Origin of the sequence: Gluconobacter sp. P5E10, from assembly GCF_018812145.1 — a bacterium.
GTDB lineage: Bacteria > Pseudomonadota > Alphaproteobacteria > Acetobacterales > Acetobacteraceae > Gluconobacter > Gluconobacter cerinus.
Genome location: NZ_JACRVZ010000002.1, coordinates 79,445 through 98,795, shown reverse-complemented (window position 1 = coordinate 98,795; position 19,351 = coordinate 79,445). Strand labels below are relative to the sequence as shown.

General features: G+C 56.1%; 12 protein-coding genes and 1 riboswitch. Of the genes, 8 read left to right on the top strand and 4 right to left on the bottom strand.

What is annotated here, in order from left to right:
- Position 1 precedes the first annotated feature (1 nt).
- Positions 2–721 carry a MotE family protein gene (locus KP707_RS04440; protein ID WP_211502299.1) on the top strand — a complete coding sequence of 240 codons (720 nt, stop codon included), beginning with the start codon at positions 2–4 and terminating at the stop codon, positions 719–721.
- Positions 721–3,156, top strand: a complete 2,436-nt coding sequence (locus KP707_RS04435) for a hypothetical protein (protein ID WP_211502509.1) — start codon at positions 721–723, stop codon at positions 3,154–3,156. Before KP707_RS04440 ends, KP707_RS04435 begins: the two co-directional genes overlap by 1 nt.
- A gap of 5 nt (positions 3,157–3,161) precedes the next feature.
- Here the strand turns inward: KP707_RS04435 and KP707_RS04430 are convergent, their stop codons facing one another.
- Positions 3,162–3,818, bottom strand: coding sequence for a TetR/AcrR family transcriptional regulator (locus tag KP707_RS04430; protein ID WP_232309175.1), 657 nt, complete (start codon positions 3,816–3,818; stop codon positions 3,162–3,164).
- Between the two features lie 115 nt (positions 3,819–3,933).
- On the opposite strand from KP707_RS04430, the gene KP707_RS04425 reads away from it, so the two are divergent.
- From KP707_RS04425 to KP707_RS04405, 5 genes are all read left to right on the top strand, one after another.
- Entirely contained in the window at positions 3,934–5,142 is a 1,209-nt protein-coding gene (locus KP707_RS04425) for an efflux RND transporter periplasmic adaptor subunit (RefSeq protein WP_211502298.1), read from the top strand.
- Between the two features lie 6 nt (positions 5,143–5,148).
- Entirely contained in the window at positions 5,149–8,325 is a 3,177-nt protein-coding gene (locus KP707_RS04420) for an efflux RND transporter permease subunit (protein ID WP_099211752.1), read from the top strand.
- On the top strand, positions 8,322–9,776 hold the full coding sequence (locus KP707_RS04415) for an efflux transporter outer membrane subunit (RefSeq protein ID WP_099211755.1): 1,455 nt from the start codon (positions 8,322–8,324) through the stop codon (positions 9,774–9,776). Before KP707_RS04420 ends, KP707_RS04415 begins: the two co-directional genes overlap by 4 nt.
- Before the next feature lie 12 nt (positions 9,777–9,788).
- Positions 9,789–10,130: a hypothetical protein gene (locus KP707_RS04410; RefSeq protein ID WP_046900735.1), complete on the top strand. Its 342-nt coding sequence runs from the start codon at positions 9,789–9,791 to the stop codon at positions 10,128–10,130.
- 353 nt (positions 10,131–10,483) lie between these two features.
- A complete protein-coding gene (locus tag KP707_RS04405; RefSeq protein ID WP_211502508.1) occupies positions 10,484–12,700 on the top strand; it encodes a TonB-dependent siderophore receptor in 2,217 nt (738 codons plus the stop codon).
- A 64-nt stretch (positions 12,701–12,764) separates the two neighbouring features.
- Here KP707_RS04405 and pnuC read toward each other — a convergent pair whose 3' ends face one another.
- Genes pnuC through KP707_RS04390 form a run of 3 tightly spaced genes read right to left on the bottom strand, consistent with a single transcriptional unit; the run spans position 12,765 to position 16,838 of the window.
- Entirely contained in the window at positions 12,765–13,325 is a 561-nt protein-coding gene (pnuC, locus tag KP707_RS04400; protein ID WP_211502297.1) for a nicotinamide riboside transporter PnuC, read from the bottom strand.
- Positions 13,316–14,458, bottom strand: a complete 1,143-nt coding sequence (locus tag KP707_RS04395; RefSeq protein WP_211502296.1) for a phosphotransferase — start codon at positions 14,456–14,458, stop codon at positions 13,316–13,318. Before KP707_RS04395 ends, pnuC begins: the two co-directional genes overlap by 10 nt.
- 4 nt (positions 14,459–14,462) lie before the next feature.
- Positions 14,463–16,838, bottom strand: a complete 2,376-nt coding sequence (locus KP707_RS04390; protein WP_211502295.1) for a TonB-dependent receptor — start codon at positions 16,836–16,838, stop codon at positions 14,463–14,465.
- 83 nt (positions 16,839–16,921) lie between these two features.
- A riboswitch (TPP riboswitch) is annotated at positions 16,922–17,054 on the bottom strand.
- A gap of 138 nt (positions 17,055–17,192) precedes the next feature.
- On the opposite strand from KP707_RS04390, the gene KP707_RS04385 reads away from it, so the two are divergent.
- Complete coding sequence (locus KP707_RS04385; protein WP_249202787.1) at positions 17,193–19,274, top strand: S46 family peptidase; 2,082 nt, start codon at positions 17,193–17,195, stop codon at positions 19,272–19,274.
- Positions 19,275–19,351 lie beyond the last annotated feature (77 nt).

Here is a 19,351-nt window from a genome sequence, read left to right as displayed (position 1 = left end):
CATGCTCTTTCGCTTGCTGCACATTGCCTGTGGTTTGATGATTATTCTGCTGGGTGTGAAGGTTTACGATCTGGTTGGGTATGTCGATGCCTCAACGGACTCATCGTTGATGTCGTCTGCCATGGCGCAGCCTGCCGCGACGCAAGTTGTCCCTAAAGCTGCTGCTGACGAGGCTGTGAGCAAACGAGCCGATGCAGGGGACGGGAAGGCTGCTCAACAGAAGGCCTCCTCCTCGGACCTTTGCAAGGCAGGCGGCTGCCAAGGCACATTGTCTCCGACAGGCACGGTGGACGCTATAACTCCTGACCCGACACTGAAAGCAGAGCTGGCTGCCCGGCAGCAGGAACTGGATCGCAAGGCTGCGGCGCTGGAAGATCGGCAGCGACTGGTGGATGCGGCAGAAGAAGAGCTGCAACGTCGGATGACCGCACTCCAGACATCCCGTTCGCAGTTTGAAGAGACAGCACGACATTCGGACGAGCTTCTGAACCAGGATGCGGAAAGACTGGTCAGGATTTATGAGGCGATGAAGCCTGTCGATGCGGCCGCTATTTTCAATATTCTTGATCTGCGGGTTGGCGTGGGTCTTTTGAACCGTATGAGCCCGCGGAAGGCTTCAGCGATCATGGAAGCAATGTCTCCACAACGAGCTATTCTGGCGACACAGCTTCTTGCCAATGCTCATGCGCATCCAGGTATGCATATTGGGGATAACGGGTGATGTTGGCGCGGGGCTGCCTCTTCGCTCTGACAATGCTGCTGCTCCCACAAAGCGCACTAGCTTTGCCGCCCGCCGCAAGTGCGCTTCTTCCCTCAGGATGGTCATTCCTGAACGATCCATCTCCTCTTTTATCCAGTCAGGAAAGGGGGAGGGCGTTGGTCGGGCATACGGACGACAGTGCGCGGCCTGTCACGCAGGCGGATGAGGGCGTCGTCCCATCCGCAACTGGATTGTGGTTGCCTTTGGGGGAAATGACACCCGTCGCCGCATTTCAAAATGGTCGACGTCTCCTGATCGTTGCTGCCGGTCGCCATGTCATCGACACGGCAGGGCTAACGAATGTTGCTCCATTCGAAGGTGTATCTGCTCGCATTATGGCGGATTTGACAGCTGTCAGCATCCTGTGTCCTGAGGGATCCAGTCCATTAATAAAACCAGTCGGGCATGGATGGACGGTGTCTTTCGGAAGTCAATCAGCCCCATCCTCAGATGTTATGTTGTTAGGGCAAGATGAGGGTGCTCTGACCTTCACGCCGCCTCGGGAGGACGGAGCTCTATTTGTTGTCACGTTTCGGGATCCGGATTCGGGCCGGCGGCTGCTGCTTGGTCTCTCACGTTCCGGTTCTGTCTCAGGTGATTTGATCCGGCGGGGAGCAGGTTTTGAGGTTCGTCCAAGTCTGATGGGGTTGGTCATTGCCGCAGATGCCGATGCAATCGAGCTCAGGCAAAATGGAAAGCAGTTTTTTCTTGATAGAGTTGGCCCCACCGATGCTCCGCTGCTTGCTGGAGGAAAAGTTGCTGCTTATGGGGCTTCGGATGCCGGAGTAGCGTTGGCTGGTAGTCCCCCGGAAGATTTGCGGGAGAGTGTGCGTCGCGCTCAAATTGCGGCGGCCATGGCATCAGCGGGCCAGCGTTTTGATGCGCGGATCCGGCTGGCACAGGCAGCGGCAAGGCTAGCTAATGGTGCGTTGGTTTCACAGGTTCTGCAGGTAGCACTGGAAGATCAGCCTGAAGGGAGCACCCGCAAAGATGTACGAAGGCTGAGGCAAGTTTCGGCTGTGCTGAATGGTCGTGCTGATCCGTCTCTGTTGTCAGAGGAAGAAGGGGCAACGCCGGAGGACCAGTTCTGGCGAGGAATGGTACGCGCGCAGCTCCCCATTACGGGAGAGGGACTTGATATCGATGTACAGCGCACCCGCACGGCCAGGTTGATTGCGGCGGGACTACCTTCTGTATCGGGATATTCTCAGCCTTTGCGGCATCGTCTGCTGCCGGTTGCCGCAGAGTGGGTTGCGCGGTATGGCACAGCAAAAGATCGGGGCGTTCTCTTATCTCTTCCCTCGGTACCGGAAACCCTTCTTGCACGTGCCTTAGCAGCAGCTGAGACACATGCGTTGGATGCAAGAGGGCAGCTTGAGACGCTCGCTCATGATCCTTCTCCTATGGTGTGGCCGGTTGCCAGCGAAGCTGCTCTTCGCTTCGATCTTGAAAAAGATGCATCCCCCGCGAAAGCAATTGGTGAGCGTGTGGATGGTCTTATGCCTGCCTTCAGAATGGTCGGAAGGGAGCGTGAGGCACGACTGCTGAATATTGATGCTTTCATCAAAGGGAAAGAATGGCGCGCCGCTCAACAGGGCGCGCAAGACGGGCAGGCTGTCTATGGGAAAGCTGGTTTTCCTGGTCATGACAGGTTGCTCGTTATTGCCCGTGGGTTCGCAGAACAGAAAGACATTGAAGCAAAGAGTGCTCTTGCAGAGGTCGAACTGTTGAAAGCAGCAATGACAATGGAGCCGAATGACTCGACATTACAGGAGTATCTTTTGAAGGCTCTGGAGCGTCGATATGCTGTGCTAGGCCTCCCGAAGGCTCAGCGGACGGTATTGCGTGGTCTTCTTCAGAACCAGCAGGGACCTGAACATCAGGACACTATGGTGAAGCTGGTTCGTCTGGATCTTGATGCGCATGACCTGGGCGCTGCACTTCATGATTTACCGTCGGAAAACCCCGCCGATGTATCTGTGCTGCCGGGAGGTCAGCCAGAAGCATTAGAGGTATCAATGCTTCGTGCTGAAGTCGCGCGTGAGCGACATGATTTGCCTAGGGCTGAGCGCTACCTCATAGGCCGGACAGAGACACAGGCATTGAGAATGCGTGCGCAGTTGATGGAGCAGGCGAAGGACTGGGCTGGCGCAGTCTCTGCTCTGAAACCTGTCATCGATGCGGCCTGGACAGGTCGTAAAGAGGCCTCAGTTCTGTCGCCGGATCTGGAAGCGTTGGTTCTGGAGCTGGCTGGCGATGCTTCAAGGGCCCATGATGATACCACGCTCGCTACCCTAAAAGGGCGGTATGGTTCTCTCATGGAGCGTTCGGCCTCCGCAGGGGTTTTTAAGCTTCTGGTTGGTGAAAGTTTGGCCAAGTTGCCTGCCGGTGGATAAGGCCCTTAGGTGCTATGCGCCTTGAGAAAGGTCTGTATGCCGTATGCGATGAACTGGACCAGGTTTTCGCCTTCTTTGGGCGGCTTGCAATGTGTCAGATGCGCCAGGAGCGGGCCACCCAGGGTCATGCTGAAAAGCAGATCTGCCGCTTCTTCAACGTTCTCGATATGGAGATGGCCAGCCTCGGCCTGTTTGGTCAGCCACTGCTGAACGGGGAGGGCCCGTCCGGAAAGATGAAACAGGTCTGTCACGATTTGTCGTACGGCAGGATTTCGCGTGGTTTCCGTGATGATGGACTTCAAAAGGCCAAGGCGCTCTTCATTTAAGAGTTGCTCCGCGAGGAGCGTCATCATCATCTGGAGCTGTTGGGGAAGAGGGTCTGTTTCAACCGGGGTATACGGAAGCGGAGCGAAAAGCCGCTCAATGATAAGGGTCTCAAAAAGAGATTTTTTAGACTCGAAAAACTGGTAGAGCGTCTTTTTGGACATTCCGGAGCATGCGGCAATGCTGTCCATGGACGCTGCATGATACCCGTGAGTCGTGAGCATTGAACTTGCAGCATTCAGGATCCGCGTCTTGCGCTCCACGTCATCCACTGAACCGTTATGATCGCAGCACCGCAGCTTGCGGGTATCGGGTAGGGCGGAAGTGGGACTGTTCAAGATCAACTCCGGGATTATTCGTACCGGCCGAATTGACGTTCATCAAAGAAACCGGCTAGTTTCCGGAACAACTGGAAACTGCGTGGTTTCTGTATCACAGGATAGCGGCTGTATCATGCCTTCTTTTCAGAAAACATTTTGGATGTCGTCCGCGACTGTCGTCTTGGAGAAAGGTCAGATGCGCCGTCAGGCCAAAACAATGATCCCTTTGCTGGCAGCCGTGTCTTTCTTGGTTGCTGGCTGTCAGAAAAAAGCCGCCGCTCCGCAATTGCCGCCACAGCCTGTTGGCGTCATGACGCTGCAAACCCAGCCGGTTACGCTGGAGACGTCTCTTCCCGGCCGAACGGATGCCTATGAACAGGCACAGATCCGTCCGCAGGTGAATGGTGTGATTGTCTCGCGTGACTTTGAGCAGGGTGCGGACGTTAAAAAAGGGCAGCAGCTGTTCCAGGTTTATATTGCGCCGTATCAGGCCGCTTATGACCAGGCCAAGGCGCAGCTCATGAATGCTCAGGCCGTTGCCACGCGCGCGGCTGGTCAGCTTCGCCGTTATGCGCCGCTGGTCAAGGCGCATGCTGTCAGCTCACAGGACTATGACAACACGCTTGCAACGGCCCGCGAAGCTGAAGCGCAGGTTGCTCAGGCGAAAGCCAATCTTGAGGCCGCCGAAGTCAACCTGAATTACACTCATGTCCGTGCCCCGATTGATGGCCGTATCGGCCGTACGCTTTATACGCCGGGTGCGTTGCTCACGGCAGGGCAGACACAGCCGATCGCAGTCGTGACACGGCTTGATCCAATCTATGTGGACGTCAATCTGGCCGCCTCTGACATGCTGCGTCTCAAGCATGAGCTGGCAACGGGGCAGGTTGAGCGTAAAGGCGATGATGCCGCTGCCGTGGGTCTGAAGCTGGAAGATGATTCAGATTATCCCCAGCGCGGTAAGCTCCAGCTTTCGGAAGTTACGGTCGATCCTGCAACGGGAACGCTTGTCATGCGAGCTGTTTTCCCGAACCCGGATCATCTGCTTCTGCCGGGAATGTTTGTGCATGCCCATATCCGCGAAGGTATCGATCCGAACGGCATTCTGGTGCCGCAGGTGGCTGTCCAGCGTGACTCGAAGGGCAATCCTTTCGTGATGACCGTTGATGCCGAAAACAAGGTGCAGCAGCGCCCGATCCAGACGACCCGGACGATTGGCAAGGACTGGCTGGTGACGGGCGGCGTCAAGGCTGGCGACAAGATCATCGTGAACGGTCTGCAGAAGGTTCAGCCGGGTGCGAAGGTCGCACCTCAGGAAGTTCCCGCGGGAAAGGCTGAGTAACAGCACATGACGCTCTCACGCTTTTTCATTGATCGGCCGATCTTTGCATGGGTGATCGGGCTGATCATCATGCTGGTTGGTGGCGTTGCCATCACCCGCATGCCGATTGCCCAGTATCCCAGCATCGCACCGCCGCAGATCGCCATTTCTGTCATGTATCCGGGCGCTTCGGCGGAAACCGTGAATAACACGGTTGTCCGTCCGATTTTGCAGCAGATGTATGGTCTGGATCATCTCGAATATCTGTCTGCCTCGTCCTACGCGAGCGGACAGATGGAAATCGATCTGACCTTCGAGCAGGGGACCAATCCTGACATTGCTCAGGTCCAGGTTCAGAACAAGCTTCAGCTGGCGCAGCCGCGTCTGCCGTCTGAAGTGACCGCGCAGGGTCTGGGTGTCACGAAGGCCACCAAGAACTTCATGATGGTTCTGGCCTTTATTTCCGAAGACGGAAGCATGTCCGGCCAGGACATTGCCGATTATGTGGCGTCCAATATCTCTGATCCGCTGTCGCGTGTGTCAGGTGTGGGCGATCACACACTGTTCGGCTCAGAATACGCGATGCGTATCTGGCTTGATCCGTCCCGGCTGTATAATTACGGCCTGACGGTTGGCGATGTGCAGTCCGCCATTCAGGCCCAGAATATTCAGGTTTCGTCCGGTGAGTTGGGTGGTTTGCCCGCTAAAAAAGGCATCGGATTTGACGCAACGGTTATTGGTCCGACGCGTCTGAGTTCGCCTGAAGAATTTAACAAGATTTTGCTCAAGGTTCAGCAGGACGGCAGTCAGGTTCGGCTGAGCGACGTGGCCCGTGTCGAGCTTGGTGCACAGAGTTACGCTCTCGGTTCCGTCTATAACGGTCATCCTGCATCTGCGATGGCTCTGAAGCTGGCGCCGGGCGCCAATCAGCTTCAGACTGAAGCCGCAGTCCGTAGTCGAATGACAGATCTGCAGCGCTATTTCCCGCATGGTCTGAAGCTGGTTTACCCGCTTGATACGGAGCCGTTCATTACACTCTCTATCAAGGAAGTTATCGAGACGCTGGTTATCGCCATCATTCTCGTGTTCTTCGTGATGCTGATCTTCCTTCAGAATTTCCGCGCCACGCTGATCCCGACGATTGCTGTCCCGGTTGTTCTTCTGGGCACGTTCGGGCTGCTGTCCGTGATGGGATACAGCATCAACACCCTGACCATGCTGGCTATGGTTCTGGCTGTTGGTCTGCTCGTGGACGATGCGATCGTCGTTGTTGAAAACGTCGAGCGTGTGATGACGGATCAGGGCCTGTCTCCCAAGGAAGCTGCTCGCCAGTCCATGGATGAGATTTCCGGCGCCCTGATTGGCATTGTGCTGGTTCTGACGGCTGTGTTCCTGCCGATGGCCGCCTTCGGTGGTTCTACCGGTGTGATTTATCGCCAGTTCTCCATCACCATTGTTGCCGCCATGTGGTTGTCTGTTCTGGTGGCTATGGTCATGACGCCGGCACTCTGCGGGTCCATGCTGAAGCCTACCCATAAGGGACATGAGCGTGGTCCGGCAGCCTGGTTCAATCGCAATTTTGACCGCCTGACCAATGGTTATCTGAGCGGTGTGAAGTGGCTGATCCGCGCGCCTGTTGTCAGCATGGTTGTCTTCCTGCTGCTGACTGCCGGTGTGGTGTTCCTGTTCAATCGCGTGCCTGGCGGGTTCCTGCCTGACGAAGATCAGGGAATCATCTTCGGTCAGGTTACGATGCGGAATAACGCAACGCAGGAGCAGACCGCTGCCGTCAACAAGAAGATCACGGATTACGTCCTGAAAAATTATGGGGACTACGTTCAGTCAGTCTTTACGATGAACGGCTTCAGTTTTGCCGGGCAGGGTCAGTCTGCGGGTGCATTCTTTATTCGAATGAAGCCGTGGGATCAGCGCCCCGGTGCTGCCCATACGACGATGACTGTGTCTCGTGAAATCATGATGCACTTCTGGATGGATCCGGATGCGCAGATCTTCGCAGTCAACCCGCCAGCCGTGATGGAACTGGGTAACGCTACCGGTTTCGATCTGGAACTTGAGGACACAGGCCATCTGGGTCACGCAGCACTGCTGGCTGCGCGGAATCAGGTGCTGATGGAAGCAGCTAAAAATCCCCTTCTTCAGGCTGTTCGTCCGCTCGGCATGGAAGATGCGCCGCAGTTTAAGCTGGACATCAACCGTGAACGGGCAAACGCACTTGGTCTGACCAACGCTGACATCAACACGACACTGGAAGGTGCTCTTGGCTCCATTTACGTCAACCAGTTCATGCGTGATGACCGTGTAAAGCAGGTCTATATTCAGGGTGAACCCTGGGCGCGTATGACGCCGGAAGATCTGAACCGCTGGTACGTTCGCAATACGACGGGCACGATGGTTCCCTTCAATGCTTTTGCTTCCGGTACGTGGGAAAGCGGCCCGCAGAAGGTCGAAGACTACAACGGCATGAACTCCTACGAGATTCAGGGGCAGCCTGCCGTTGGATCCAGTTCCGGTCAGGCTATGAGCGAGATGGAAAAAATCCTCGCCAAGCTGCCACGTGGCATCGGGTATGAGTGGACGGGTCTGTCCTACGAACAGCTTGCATCCAGTGGTTCAACGGGGCCGCTTTATGCTCTGGCCGCTATCGTGATCATGTTCTGTCTTGCCGCGCTTTATGAAAGCTGGGCCATTCCGTTTGCCGTGCTTCTGGTGCTGCCACTCGGTGTGCTCGGAGCGATTGCCGCAACGCTGGGCCGTGGCCTTTCCAACGACGTTTACTTCCAGGTTGGTCTGCTGACGACAGTTGGTCTGTCTGTGAAGAACGCGATCCTGATTGTGGAATTTGCCAAGGCTTTCTTTGAAGAAGGGCAGTCTCTGGAAGAGTCCGTGATTGAAGCCGGGCGTGAACGTCTGAGGCCAATTCTCATGACGTCCATTGCGTTCGTCTGCGGTGTGTTCCCACTTGCGATCGCAACGGGGGCAGGCTCTGCTGCACGTGTGGCCATCGGCACCTGCGTGGTTGGCGGCATGCTGTCTGCAACCTTGCTCGCGATTTACTTCGTGCCGGTATTCTTCGTGGTGGTGCTGCGTCTGTTCCGTGTGGTCCGAATCCGGGACCGGAAGGACGCTTATGCCCATCTGGATAATAAGGCGACACCTGCCATTGAAGGGGAGCACGGCGCATGAAGGCCCGTCTTGGATTTGCCGCGCTGCTGATGCTTTCCGGCTGCAACATGGCTCCCAGATATCATCAGCCGACGCAGGCTGTGCAGAATGCTTACCCGCAGGATACAGGCGCTAAGAACGTCTCTTCGGTGGCCAAATCCTATAATCTGGGATGGGAAGATTTCTTCACGGACCCTCGTCTGAAAGCTCTGGTCCAGTTGGGGCTCAGGAATAACCGGGATTTAGCCGCTCAGGCAGCGGCTATCACGGTGGCTCGTGGGCAATATGAAATTCAGAACGCATCCCTGTTCCCGATCATCACGGCCGGCGGGCAGGGCATGTTCATGGCGCCGTCAAGCACGGCAGGCTTCTCTTTTGCGCCAGGGCTTGGGACCAGCGTTTCGACCCTGCGGCTTTATCAGACGTCCATCGGCTTCTCGTCTTACGAAGTGGATCTCTGGGGCCGTATTCGCAACCTGACGAAGCAGCAGGCCGAGACGGTTCTGAACAGTGTCGAGGGCGCACGGAACGTTCTGATTACGACGGTGTCGCAGATTGGCACGACCTACATTCAGTGGCTTGCGGATCGGGAACAGCTTCGTGTCACACGTGACACCCTGAAGTCCCAGCGGGATACGCTGCGTCTGACGCAGCTTTCCTACGACAATGGCGAGACAGATGCCCTGACGCTTGCGCAGGTCAAGACGCAGGTCGAACAGGCTTCTGCGTATGAGGCGCAGTATTTGCGTGCCGTAGCGGATGACGAGCATGGTCTTCAGGTTCTGGTGGGCGTGCCGTTGCCGGCCGATCTGCCGCCGCCAGCGCCATTTGGTGCTCAGACGATGATCAGTGATCTGCCGGAAGGGTTGCCGTCGGATCTTCTGGCTCAACGCCCTGATATTGTCGCGGCGGAGCACACTTTGATTGGTGCCAATGCAAGTATTGGTGCAGCGCGCGCAGAGTTTTTCCCGAAGGTAACGCTGACGGCGTCTGAAGGGACAAGCTCCCTGCAGTTTCGCAAGCTGTTTACGCCGGGTGCCGAGACATGGTCGGTCTCGCCGTCCATCAGTTTGCCCATTTTCACCTGGGGGCAGAGTGAAGGAAATCTGCTGATGGCGAAGGGGCAGAAGCTCCAGTATGCCGCGCAGTATGAGAAAACTGTGCAGACAGCCTTCCGGGAAGTGTCTGACGCGCTTACGGCACGTGAGACCTACACGGCGCAGCAGCAGCATATGCAGTCGCTCGTTGACCAGTCACAGAAGGCCTATGATCTGGCAAAGATGCGCTATGATGCAGGGATCGACAGCTATCTGACGACGCTTGAGCAGCAGAGAACGCTTTATCAGGCTCAGCAGAATGCCATTTTGGTTCAGGCTGCCCGATTCCAGAATCTTGTCACGCTTTACCGTGCGCTTGGCGGTGGGTGGAGCCAGAAGACGGTTTCGCCTACAGTGCCTGCCGCAACGCACTGACCGGAGAGCATCATGCGCAGGATCCTGACTACCACTTTGGCCGTTCTAGCCCTGACGGGCACGGCTGTCGCGCAGGATGCCGATGGTGACGGGCCCAAGAAGCCAAGCATGCATGAGCTGTATCATAGCTCTTCGCTTCCCCGGAGCCATGCTGACTTCAGTCGCTTCAAGTATCGCCCGCCAGGGGACAAGGTGGTTGAACAGCCGGATGCGTTTCGGCTTCTTTTCCGCACCCGTGACGGCCAGCCCGATGGTTATGCCGAACGTCGTGGTGATGCCGTGATCTACTATGATCGGTATGGCAAAGTGACGCATGTCCAGCCACTCGCGCCGGACGATGAAACGCCGAACTGATCTGTTTCTTCGACGACTGTTTTAGAAAGCCCCGCCCTGTTTCAGGTGCGGGGCTTTTTTTTATTCGTAAGGAAATACGGGCTTATTCCGCTTCGTTCGTGACGAGGTTTGTCGGAAATGAGAAACACTTCATCAAAAACCAGTTGAGAATGTTTCTCATTACCAATATAGGGGTTTCGAAATGTAAAGTTGTTTATCTGAATGAAGAGGTTCCGGTGACTGGTTCGCTGCGCACACACATCACGTCTCTTTCAGTTGCCGGTACGCTCCTGATGTCTTCGCAAGGCTATGCCGCTGCACCTGTGAAGCATGATAAAAAACCAGATCGCAAACCGGAGTCATCAACGCGGCATCTGGAAGACACTGCTGGGGTTGAAGGGTCGGATGTCGAGCATCTGACAGTTCAGGGACATGGCTTTAACACGATGCACCAGTCTCTCGGGTTGTCCCGGATGCCACAGGACGTGATGCACACGCCGCAGAACATCAATGTTGTGCCGCAGGCCCTGATGCAGCAGCAGAATGTCAAATCTCTCGATGAAGCTCTGAGGAACGTGCCCGGTGTGACAACGTCCATCGGGGAGGGCGCTGGCGGCATGAACGGGGATCAATTCCTGATCCGTGGTTTTCAGGCCCAGAATGATATTTATGAAGATGGACTGCGGGATTTCGGTGTCTATTCCCGCGACTCATTCAATTTCGAAACTGTGTCCGTCATCAAGGGACCGTCTTCCGAAGTGTTTGGGAATGGCACGACGGGTGGTGCCATCAATATGGTAACCAAAACTCCTGGTTTGAAAAATCACTATTCGGCTGATTTTTCAGGCGGCTCAGGCAGTTATTATCGCGGCACATTGGATGTGAACCAGAAAATCAATGACTCTACGGCCTTCCGCATCACTGGCATGGGCGATGAGCATAATGTTGTGGGACGAGATTATATCTTCTCTCATCGCTGGGGTGTTGCTCCGTCTCTTGCATTCGGGATTGGCAAGAGAACAACGCTTGTTCTGCAATACATGCACCAGCAGGAAAACTCCGTGCCTGATTTCGGTGTTCCGGTTGTCACGAAACCGGGGGCGAAGTACGGGCAGCCTATTACGGAATACGGTATCCGCCGGACGAACTGGTACGGCACGGATAACGACCAGAACGCCACAAATTCCAACATGGAAACAGCGCGGTTCAGCTTCAAACTGAACAGGCATGTCACGTTCTATGATGATTTGCGGGGTGGTGAGTATTACCGGTCTTTCGCGGCTTCAAAAGCGACCTGCGATACGACGTGTGTGAACAACTACTTCAACGGGGATGCGTCAAAGGCGCTTGTTGCACGGTCCGGGCCTGTGGGTGCGGGAGCGGGCACAGGAGCCGGAACCTACATGGCGCCGCTGCCGTATGAGCAAACGAGCTGGTCTGTGCAGAATGTCGGCTCAATGGTTGCAGACTTCCATACAAGCTTTCTCAGACATCAGGTTGTCGCCGGGTTTGATGTCGAACGCGTCAATGATGTTCGCTCACAGTCGACGTATCTGAAGCCAAAACCGTATGCGAACCTGGTTAATCCGAAGGGGAACGTTGGCAATCTTGATCTGGTACCGGGTGATATGAACCCGGCCGGTCTGGTGTCTCTGGGGTCACTGGGGGCGAAGTCGCATAGCAATGGCTACGGGTTCGATACGGGTCTGTTCCTGTTCGACCAGATCTGGTTCACCAAGTGGCTTTCTGTGAAAGGGGGCTTCCGCTGGGATCGTTGGCAAACGAGCTACAACCTGACGGGAGGCAATGTCGCGAAGAACCCCGATCAGCATTTTCATGACGTGACTGGCGTGTTCAATCCGAATGCCAGCCTCGTTGTCACGCCGGACGACCATCAGACCTATTATTTTACGTGGGCCAATTCCACGACCCCGATGGGAATGTACGTCACCAACGGGTCTGTTCCCATCCGTCCGGGGACCAATTCTTTTGCCAGTCCTGAGAAGGCTCAGCTTTATGAGCTTGGCGCCAAGTACAGCATTCTCCATGACCGGTTGGGTCTGACGGCCTCCCTGTTCCGTCTGGACAAAGGTAATGCATTGAACGCTGATCCGGTGACGGGTGAAATTCAGGGCTCTTCTGACCGGCAGCGTAATCAGGGTCTGGAACTGTCTGTCGGCGGTGTCATTCTGCCGGGCTGGAACGTGTCAGCGACCTATGCCCTTTATGATAGCAGCACGACGTCTTCTGCGACCAAGGCGAACCGCGGCAAGAATGTTCAGTATGTGCCACACAATCAGGCAACCCTCTGGTCAGCGTACAGCGCCTTCCCGGACAAGCCCTATAACCTGACAGTCGGCGGTGGGCTGACCTGGCGTGAGCATGTCTGGCTCGATACCGCCAATACTCTGCGTGCTCCGGCCAATCTGGATTTCAGTGCCATGATTTCCCATCGCTTTAACCGGCACTGGAAAATCTCCATGAATGGCTACAACCTTGCCAATAAGCTCAATTACCAGAGCCTTTTCTCGAACCGCGCGACCCCCTCTGCAGGGCGTATGTTCCTGGGCGAAGTCAGCGTTGCGTATTGAGCGGCCAGGTTTTCGATTTTAAGCCAGCGCTTGGCATGATGGGAAAACGCATTTTGTTTTCCCATTACGCTTGGGAAGCTTTTTGCCATTTGCGCAGCCCATGAACCGCCAGAAGGACGAATATCGCGTAAAGGACGGCTGTCGGGTAAAGGTCGCGACTGACGAACATTGCAACGTAAGCTGTGTCGATCACGATCCAGCAGGCCCAGCTGATCGTATGCCGCCGCGCGGCCCAGATCTGTGCAACCAGACTGTAACTGCTGAGCAGGGCATCAGCCACGGGGGTGGGATCGTCTGTAAAGCGAGCCAGACAGAAAGCCCACAGTCCGCCCCCAAGTGCGCCTATCAGAAGGCCAAAGAGTAACCCGCGTTCCGAAAGTGGCCGAATATGCAGGGTCTCATCCCCCTGCGCACCGTCTTTCATCCAGCGCCACCACCCATAGAGCAGGCAGCCACAGAATACGGCCTGAAGGCAGGCGTCGGCGTAAAGATGGGCTTTAAAAAACACCCATCCGTATAAGAGAGCGGCAAGAAGAGAGAGTGGCCAGCAAGCCATACTGCGGCGTGCCGTCAGCCACACGCCGATGGCACTCAGAAGGGCCGCGATGAGTTCCGTCAGGGACATGCGGCAATGGCATCCAGAGTTTCGCGGAGCCAGTTCAGAAGGTGTTGACCGTCACGGCCTGCAAACCAGTGTGCATGGCCTAAAAGATAGTCTGCGTAGGCGACATGGGCTGATGTCTTATCCTGAACAAGTGTGCTGTAATACGCGACCTCAGATAATGCGAATTCGACATGAACAAGCGGCAGGAACGCAACGACCAGTTTGCGTTCTTGCGGAGTGAGGGGACGAACCCTGTGATAGCCCGCTAACAGGGCGCTCAGCTGGCTCCACGAGACAGCAAAGTGCGAGGACAGCCAAGCGATGGCAGTGCGCTCGATCGCCACTGCGAGATCGTAAGCAGCGCAGGTGCGATCAGACATACCAAAATCAAAGATCCCGCAGATTTCGGCGTCTGGAGTGGCGGACGTCCAGAACTGGTTAGATGGATGCCAGTCTCCGTGTCCCCAACAGGGGATAATCTCCGTCAGGAGTGGTCGCAGTTTTGCGTGGAAAGGGTCCAGGACATTTAGGATCTGCTGCCAAGCCTCTGCATTCAGCGTCCTGTTGAGGCCCGGTTGAGACGCAGCCCAATGACAGAGGCCAGTCTCAAGATCGGGGTTGGTAATAGCGTTGAAGCTGGATAGCAAAAGCCGATCAGGCCGGGCGGGGGCGGCGTAATCTGTTGCAGCCAGATGAAGACGGGCGAGTGTGCCGCCAGCGGTATGCGCATGTTCTGAACAGAGAAACGGCTCCCAGGACTGAACATCTCGATAAAGATCCAAGCCGGGTAAGGGAGGGAAAACCTCATAAACCCAACCATGATCTGTCAGAGCGCAGTGTTGTTCCCGCGTTGTAAGCGCCGCCGTGACGGGTAAGTCATGGCGGCTAAGATGCGCCATGAAAGCGTGTTCTTCCGTCAGGGCGTTCTGATCGCGAAGGCGTGGATCATGACGCTTTAGAAAAAGCACCGTGCCGTCGGTAAGGCGGGTCAGGGCTGTCGCGGAGAACGGGCGTTGTCCATGCCACAGAACAGTTTCTGGAACGGCCGAGTTGGGAAAAAACGCCAGAACACGTTTCGCCTCGGGGAGCGTCAGCGGCGGCCAGTGCCGTTCAGCCTGCACACCATTGACGCCGAACTGTCCGGGAGCGGTCACGGGTTCAGAAGCCTGTGGACGCTGTGAACAGGGCTGCGAAACCACCGCCGATGTAATAACTCGGGGCGCTCCCACTGATCGTGCTGCCGTAAATGCCGGTCGTGCCCTTTGCGTTCAGGGTCGGACTGGCAACGCCGGACAGGGAGCGCTCATTGGTGATGTTGATGAAGTTCAGGCGCAGGGTTGGTTTGTGCAGGCGAGACAGGTCACCAAAGCGGTAGCCGACGGAAATATCGCCGGTCGTTCGGTCTGACATCCGCTCATCATTCATGAACGTTGCGTATTGGTGCCCCGTGTAATGCAGGGTGGCCACGCCGAAGATATGCCCGTCATCGTAGCTGATGCCAGCCGCGGCCTGAAGTGTCGGGCTTCGAACGGCGATCTTGCCCTTGGTAGGGAGAAGGTCGGCGCCGGAGGCAATGTTGTTATCAATGGTGGCGTGCAGGTATTCGCCGGAAACATAGGGGCTGAAATGGTGCCAGGGGCGGAGGCCGATTTCCACATCCACGCCACGAGAGGTCTGGCCTCCAGCGTTCATGGTCGTCTGGATGATGGAGCCGTTCTGGGAGGCCAGCGTTGAGATCTGGCGGTTGGTGAAGTTGTAGTTGAACAGCGTCAGGCTGCCGATGATCCATTGTCCTGTGCGGCGATATCCCAGTTCTTCGGAAATGGAATATTCGTTGCGGACATCCGCGCTACCTGTTGTTGCGAGGACGCCGGAGGTCGGGTCGTAGGTGTTGTAAAGCGCCGTCTGGTCTGGCGCGCGGAAGTTGGTCGTGGCATTGAAGAAAATCTGGTTCTGCTCATCAATGCGCCAGCGGACACCAAGACGCGGCAGAGGCTCCATGCTGTTGGACGCCACGCGATACTGAGGGCCGGGAACATTGTTCGTGCCAGCGCGGCTCATCATGACTGCCTTGAAACCCGCTTCGATGGTCAGACGATCATGCAGGAGCGAGATATGATCGCCCACATAAAGTGCGTTGGTCTGGGAAATGGTGTGGAAGCTGCCGCCCAGCAGTTTCTGCCCGTTCGCAAGATGGATCAGGCTACTGCTGTTTTCCGCCCAGATATCGCCTGAAGCGCCGGTCGCGGAGACAGTCGTGAAGGGCTGTTGTTCGTTGTCGTCTCCGTAATCGTACCAGTAACCGAGGACGAAATCGTTCCAGCCGGTTTTGTAATGCAGGGTGGAATTGAATCCGGAGCGATAACTGCGCTGGGTGTAGTTAGCACGTACGACAGCGGTTCCATCCTGTGCATTGGGCAGCGTGAGCGTGTCACTCAGGGGCTGAGTGCCGTTATAGAGACCTGTTTCTGTCAGAGTGGAACCGCCCGGAACGTTGCCATAGGCGAACTGTGCGTAAGGTGTGACGTCCAGGGAAAGCTGATGCGTCAGATGCAGATGGACGGGCGCGCCTGCATAGAAGGTGCGTTCCGGCGCGCGCCACAGACGCCAGTAATTGACGGCGTTGTCTGCGTTGGAGGCGTCATAATGGCCTGCAAGGTTGTTCGCGCCATGAATGCCGTCGGCTTTCCAGCTTTCCATCGTTACCTGCGGATAATAGCTGGTGACGGTGGTGTTGAAGGAGCCAATGAGGCTGGCGCGGTTGCCCTGGCCCCATTCCTTCAGGAATTTGAAATCGACATGCTGGCGTTTGTCCCGCCCCGGTCCGCGCCAGTTGTCGCTGGCGCTGTGGGAATACGACACAAAGCCACAAATGCCGGAATTGCCGATGTTGCCCGTTTCAAGGCGAATGAATTCGCGATTGGTGTCAAAGGAGCCATAGGAGACGCTGGCGAAGCCCCCGGCCTTCTGTGACGGATCGAGAAAGGACAGGCTCATCAGACCGCCGGCGGCGTTCAGGACAGGGCTATCCAGATCGGCCGAACCCTGGGCAAGTGCGACCTGACTGTAGTTCTCACTGTCAGCGAACTGGCTCGGATAGCCGGAATAATAGGCGACATCGTTCAGCGGCGTGCCTTCCAGCACATAGCCGATAGCATCATTGTTTAGGCCGCGAACGGTCAGGTTGGTGTTGGGCGAAAAGCCGAACGGATCGGATGTGGCAACATTCGCACCGGGCAGCATGGAGGCAAGCTGATAGGCCGTCGCCATCGGGGGCTGCTTGTCCATGTAATCGCGGCTGACTGTGCTGATAGAGCGCACACTGTTCTCCGGTCGGATCAGTCCACCGCCGGGCTGGTGCCCGGGTGCGCTGTCAGAAACGCGGTGAACGGTGATGTGCTCGGGCTTCGGGGCGATGGACGCAGGCGGGGTAAGGGCTGTGGTATCCGCCGCGCGCACTGTACCGGCACAAACGGTCAGGCCGAGCAGGAAGACAGGAACCTGGCGGGATTTGCGCGCAAATACGGTGGTCATGATGGTGCTGTCCCGCCTGCAATACTGCGATCCCCACATGCGCAGCGGGGACGACGAGAGACACCGAAAATCCAGTCTGTGGATCTGTCAGTAGCCACCATCCCTCCGCCAGCATGAACTGGATCAGGTTCTATGGGTCACTGCGCTGGTATGGCTTTAAAGCGCATACCCTCAGCAGTCTCTCAGCCCTTTGTCAGGGCACCCCAAGGTGAAGAAGCACTCCTTCATGGGCTGCGAGAGAATGTCAATAAATTCCGTAAGGCGCGGGGGGATCAAAATTTCGTCGTCAGGGATGGAGCAGCGATGCAGAGCAGGATAGAGTATTGTTATAAGATAACATTTCTAGGATCTGTCATGCGTGTTGTGAAGCGCCTGTTACCTACTCTGCTCATTGCAGGCACAGCCCTCGGTTCAGCTCAGGCTGAGGAAGGAATGTGGACGTTCGACCATCTGCCAGCCCGTCAGTTGAAGCAGCAATATGGCTTCGAGCCTTCGGCTGAATGGATCAACCACGTCATTCAGTCTTCAGCACGTCTGGCAGAAGGATGCTCGGCGTCTTTTGTCTCTGGGGACGGGTTGGTGATGACAAATCATCATTGTGCCAATACCTGCCTGACCGACCTGTCGGACAAGACGCACGATTATTTTCATGATGGATTTTCGGCAGCAGATGTTTCCAAAGAGCCGCAATGTCCGGGTATGGAGCTGGATCGTCTGGATCAGGTGAAAGACGTGACAGGCCGTGTCGTTGACATGACCTCAGGCAAGCACGGTGCGGATTATGCAAAGGCGCTTCAGGCTGCCAGTAGCGTTCTGACGAAGGAATGTGCGGGCGGAGATGCAACACACTGGCGGTGTGATGTTGTGACGCTCTATCACGGTGGTCAAACTGCGCTCTATCGCTATCGTCGATATCAGGATGTGCGTCTTGTGATGGCGCCGGATCAGGATATCGCATTCTTTGGCGGTGATCCGGACAATTTTACTTTCCCACGTTATGATATCGACCTGTCGATGTTGCGGGTGTTTGAGGACGGTAAGCCGGTCCACACACCTTTCTTCAAGTTTGATCCGAAGGGACCAAAAGCGGGAGAACTGGTGTTCACGTCTGGTAACCCAGGGCGAACGCAGCGGTCTCTTCCGGCCAGTGCATTGACGTTCCAGCGGGACGTTATCCTGCCAACCATCATTGGGGTGTATTCTACCAGTGAAGGGGCGCTCTGGCAGTATTCGCGTGAAAGCAAGGAACATCTGATTGAAGCGCAAAATACGCTGTTCGGCGTTCAGAACGGCCTGAAATCTCTGTCGGGCACCGTGAAGGCCCTGCGGGAACCCGGCGTCATGGAAAAGCGTGAAGCGGAAGATCGTGCTCTACAAGCCTGGATTGATGCGGATGCCGAGCGCCGCAAGACCTATGGCGAGCCGTTCAAAAAAGTGGAGGCTGCACTGGCCATACAGCGCCAGTCTTACGTCCATGACTTTGCCATTGCCCGTACAGTTCATGGCCTGCTGGGTGATGCTGTCATGCTGGTATCAGCCGCGCAGGAGCGACAGAAGCCGGATGCTGAGCGTCGTGCGGGCTACCACGATGCCGAACTGGCTGAACTTGAAGCCGAAATGTCTGCCAACGTGCCGGTGCATGTCGATCTGGAAACCATGACGCTGGCTCTGGGCATGACCACGATGCGTCAGATGCTGGGTGAGGACGATACTGCCGTGCATCTGGTTCTCGGCACAAAAAGCCCGGATGAACGCGCGGCAGAACTGATGCAGGGAACGAAGCTTGCTGATCCTGCGCAGCGCCTTGCGTTGTATAAGGGTGGTGCAAAGGCCATTCAGGCTTCTACAGACCCGATGATTGTTCTGGCACGTCAGTTGCAGCCGGTTCTGGATGTGATCCGCAATCGAAGCCGTGATCAGATCGAAGCACCAATGCATGAAGCTCAGGGTGCGATTGCCCGTGCCCAGTTTGCGCGCGCGCAGGCAGAAGGACAGGCAGATACGCTTTATCCGGATGCTACATTCTCACCAAGACTATCTTACGGCACCGTCAAAGGTTGGCAGGATGGTGCCAAGACCATTGCGCCCTTCACAAACTTTGCCGGGATGTACAAACATGCGACCGGGAGCGATCCATTCCGCCTTCCGCAGGTCTGGCTTGATGCGAAGCCTCATCTGATACTGTCCACGAATCTCGATTTTGTTTCGACGAATGATATTGTGGGTGGAAATTCAGGCTCCCCGGTCATTAACCGGCAGGGCGATGTGGTGGGCCTGATTTTCGACGGTAATCTCGATAGTCTGGCTGGCGATCTTTATTACGATGGCGAGCGCAATAGAGCGGTTTCGACGGATACGAGCGCCATCATGGCTGCACTCAAGACCGTCTATCATGCCGATGCCCTTGCTCAGGAACTGGAACAGGGACACCTGTAATCATGATGTGAGGGTCATTCCTGCGGAATAACCCTCGACATCTAATGTAAGATTCCTGACAGTGGGTGGATGCCAGT

Coding starts and splice junctions, on each gene's coding strand:
- KP707_RS04420 (WP_099211752.1), top strand. CDS start 5,149: ATGACGCTCTCACGCTTTTTCATTGATCGGCCGATCTTTGCATGGGTG.
- KP707_RS04385 (WP_249202787.1), top strand. CDS start 17,193: ATGCGTGTTGTGAAGCGCCTGTTACCTACTCTGCTCATTGCAGGCACA.
- KP707_RS04435 (WP_211502509.1), top strand. CDS start 721: ATGTTGGCGCGGGGCTGCCTCTTCGCTCTGACAATGCTGCTGCTCCCA.
- KP707_RS04415 (WP_099211755.1), top strand. CDS start 8,322: ATGAAGGCCCGTCTTGGATTTGCCGCGCTGCTGATGCTTTCCGGCTGC.
- KP707_RS04425 (WP_211502298.1), top strand. CDS start 3,934: ATGCCTTCTTTTCAGAAAACATTTTGGATGTCGTCCGCGACTGTCGTC.
- KP707_RS04410 (WP_046900735.1), top strand. CDS start 9,789: ATGCGCAGGATCCTGACTACCACTTTGGCCGTTCTAGCCCTGACGGGC.
- KP707_RS04390 (WP_211502295.1), bottom strand. CDS start 16,838: ATGACCACCGTATTTGCGCGCAAATCCCGCCAGGTTCCTGTCTTCCTG.
- pnuC (WP_211502297.1), bottom strand. CDS start 13,325: ATGTCCCTGACGGAACTCATCGCGGCCCTTCTGAGTGCCATCGGCGTG.
- KP707_RS04440 (WP_211502299.1), top strand. CDS start 2: ATGCTCTTTCGCTTGCTGCACATTGCCTGTGGTTTGATGATTATTCTG.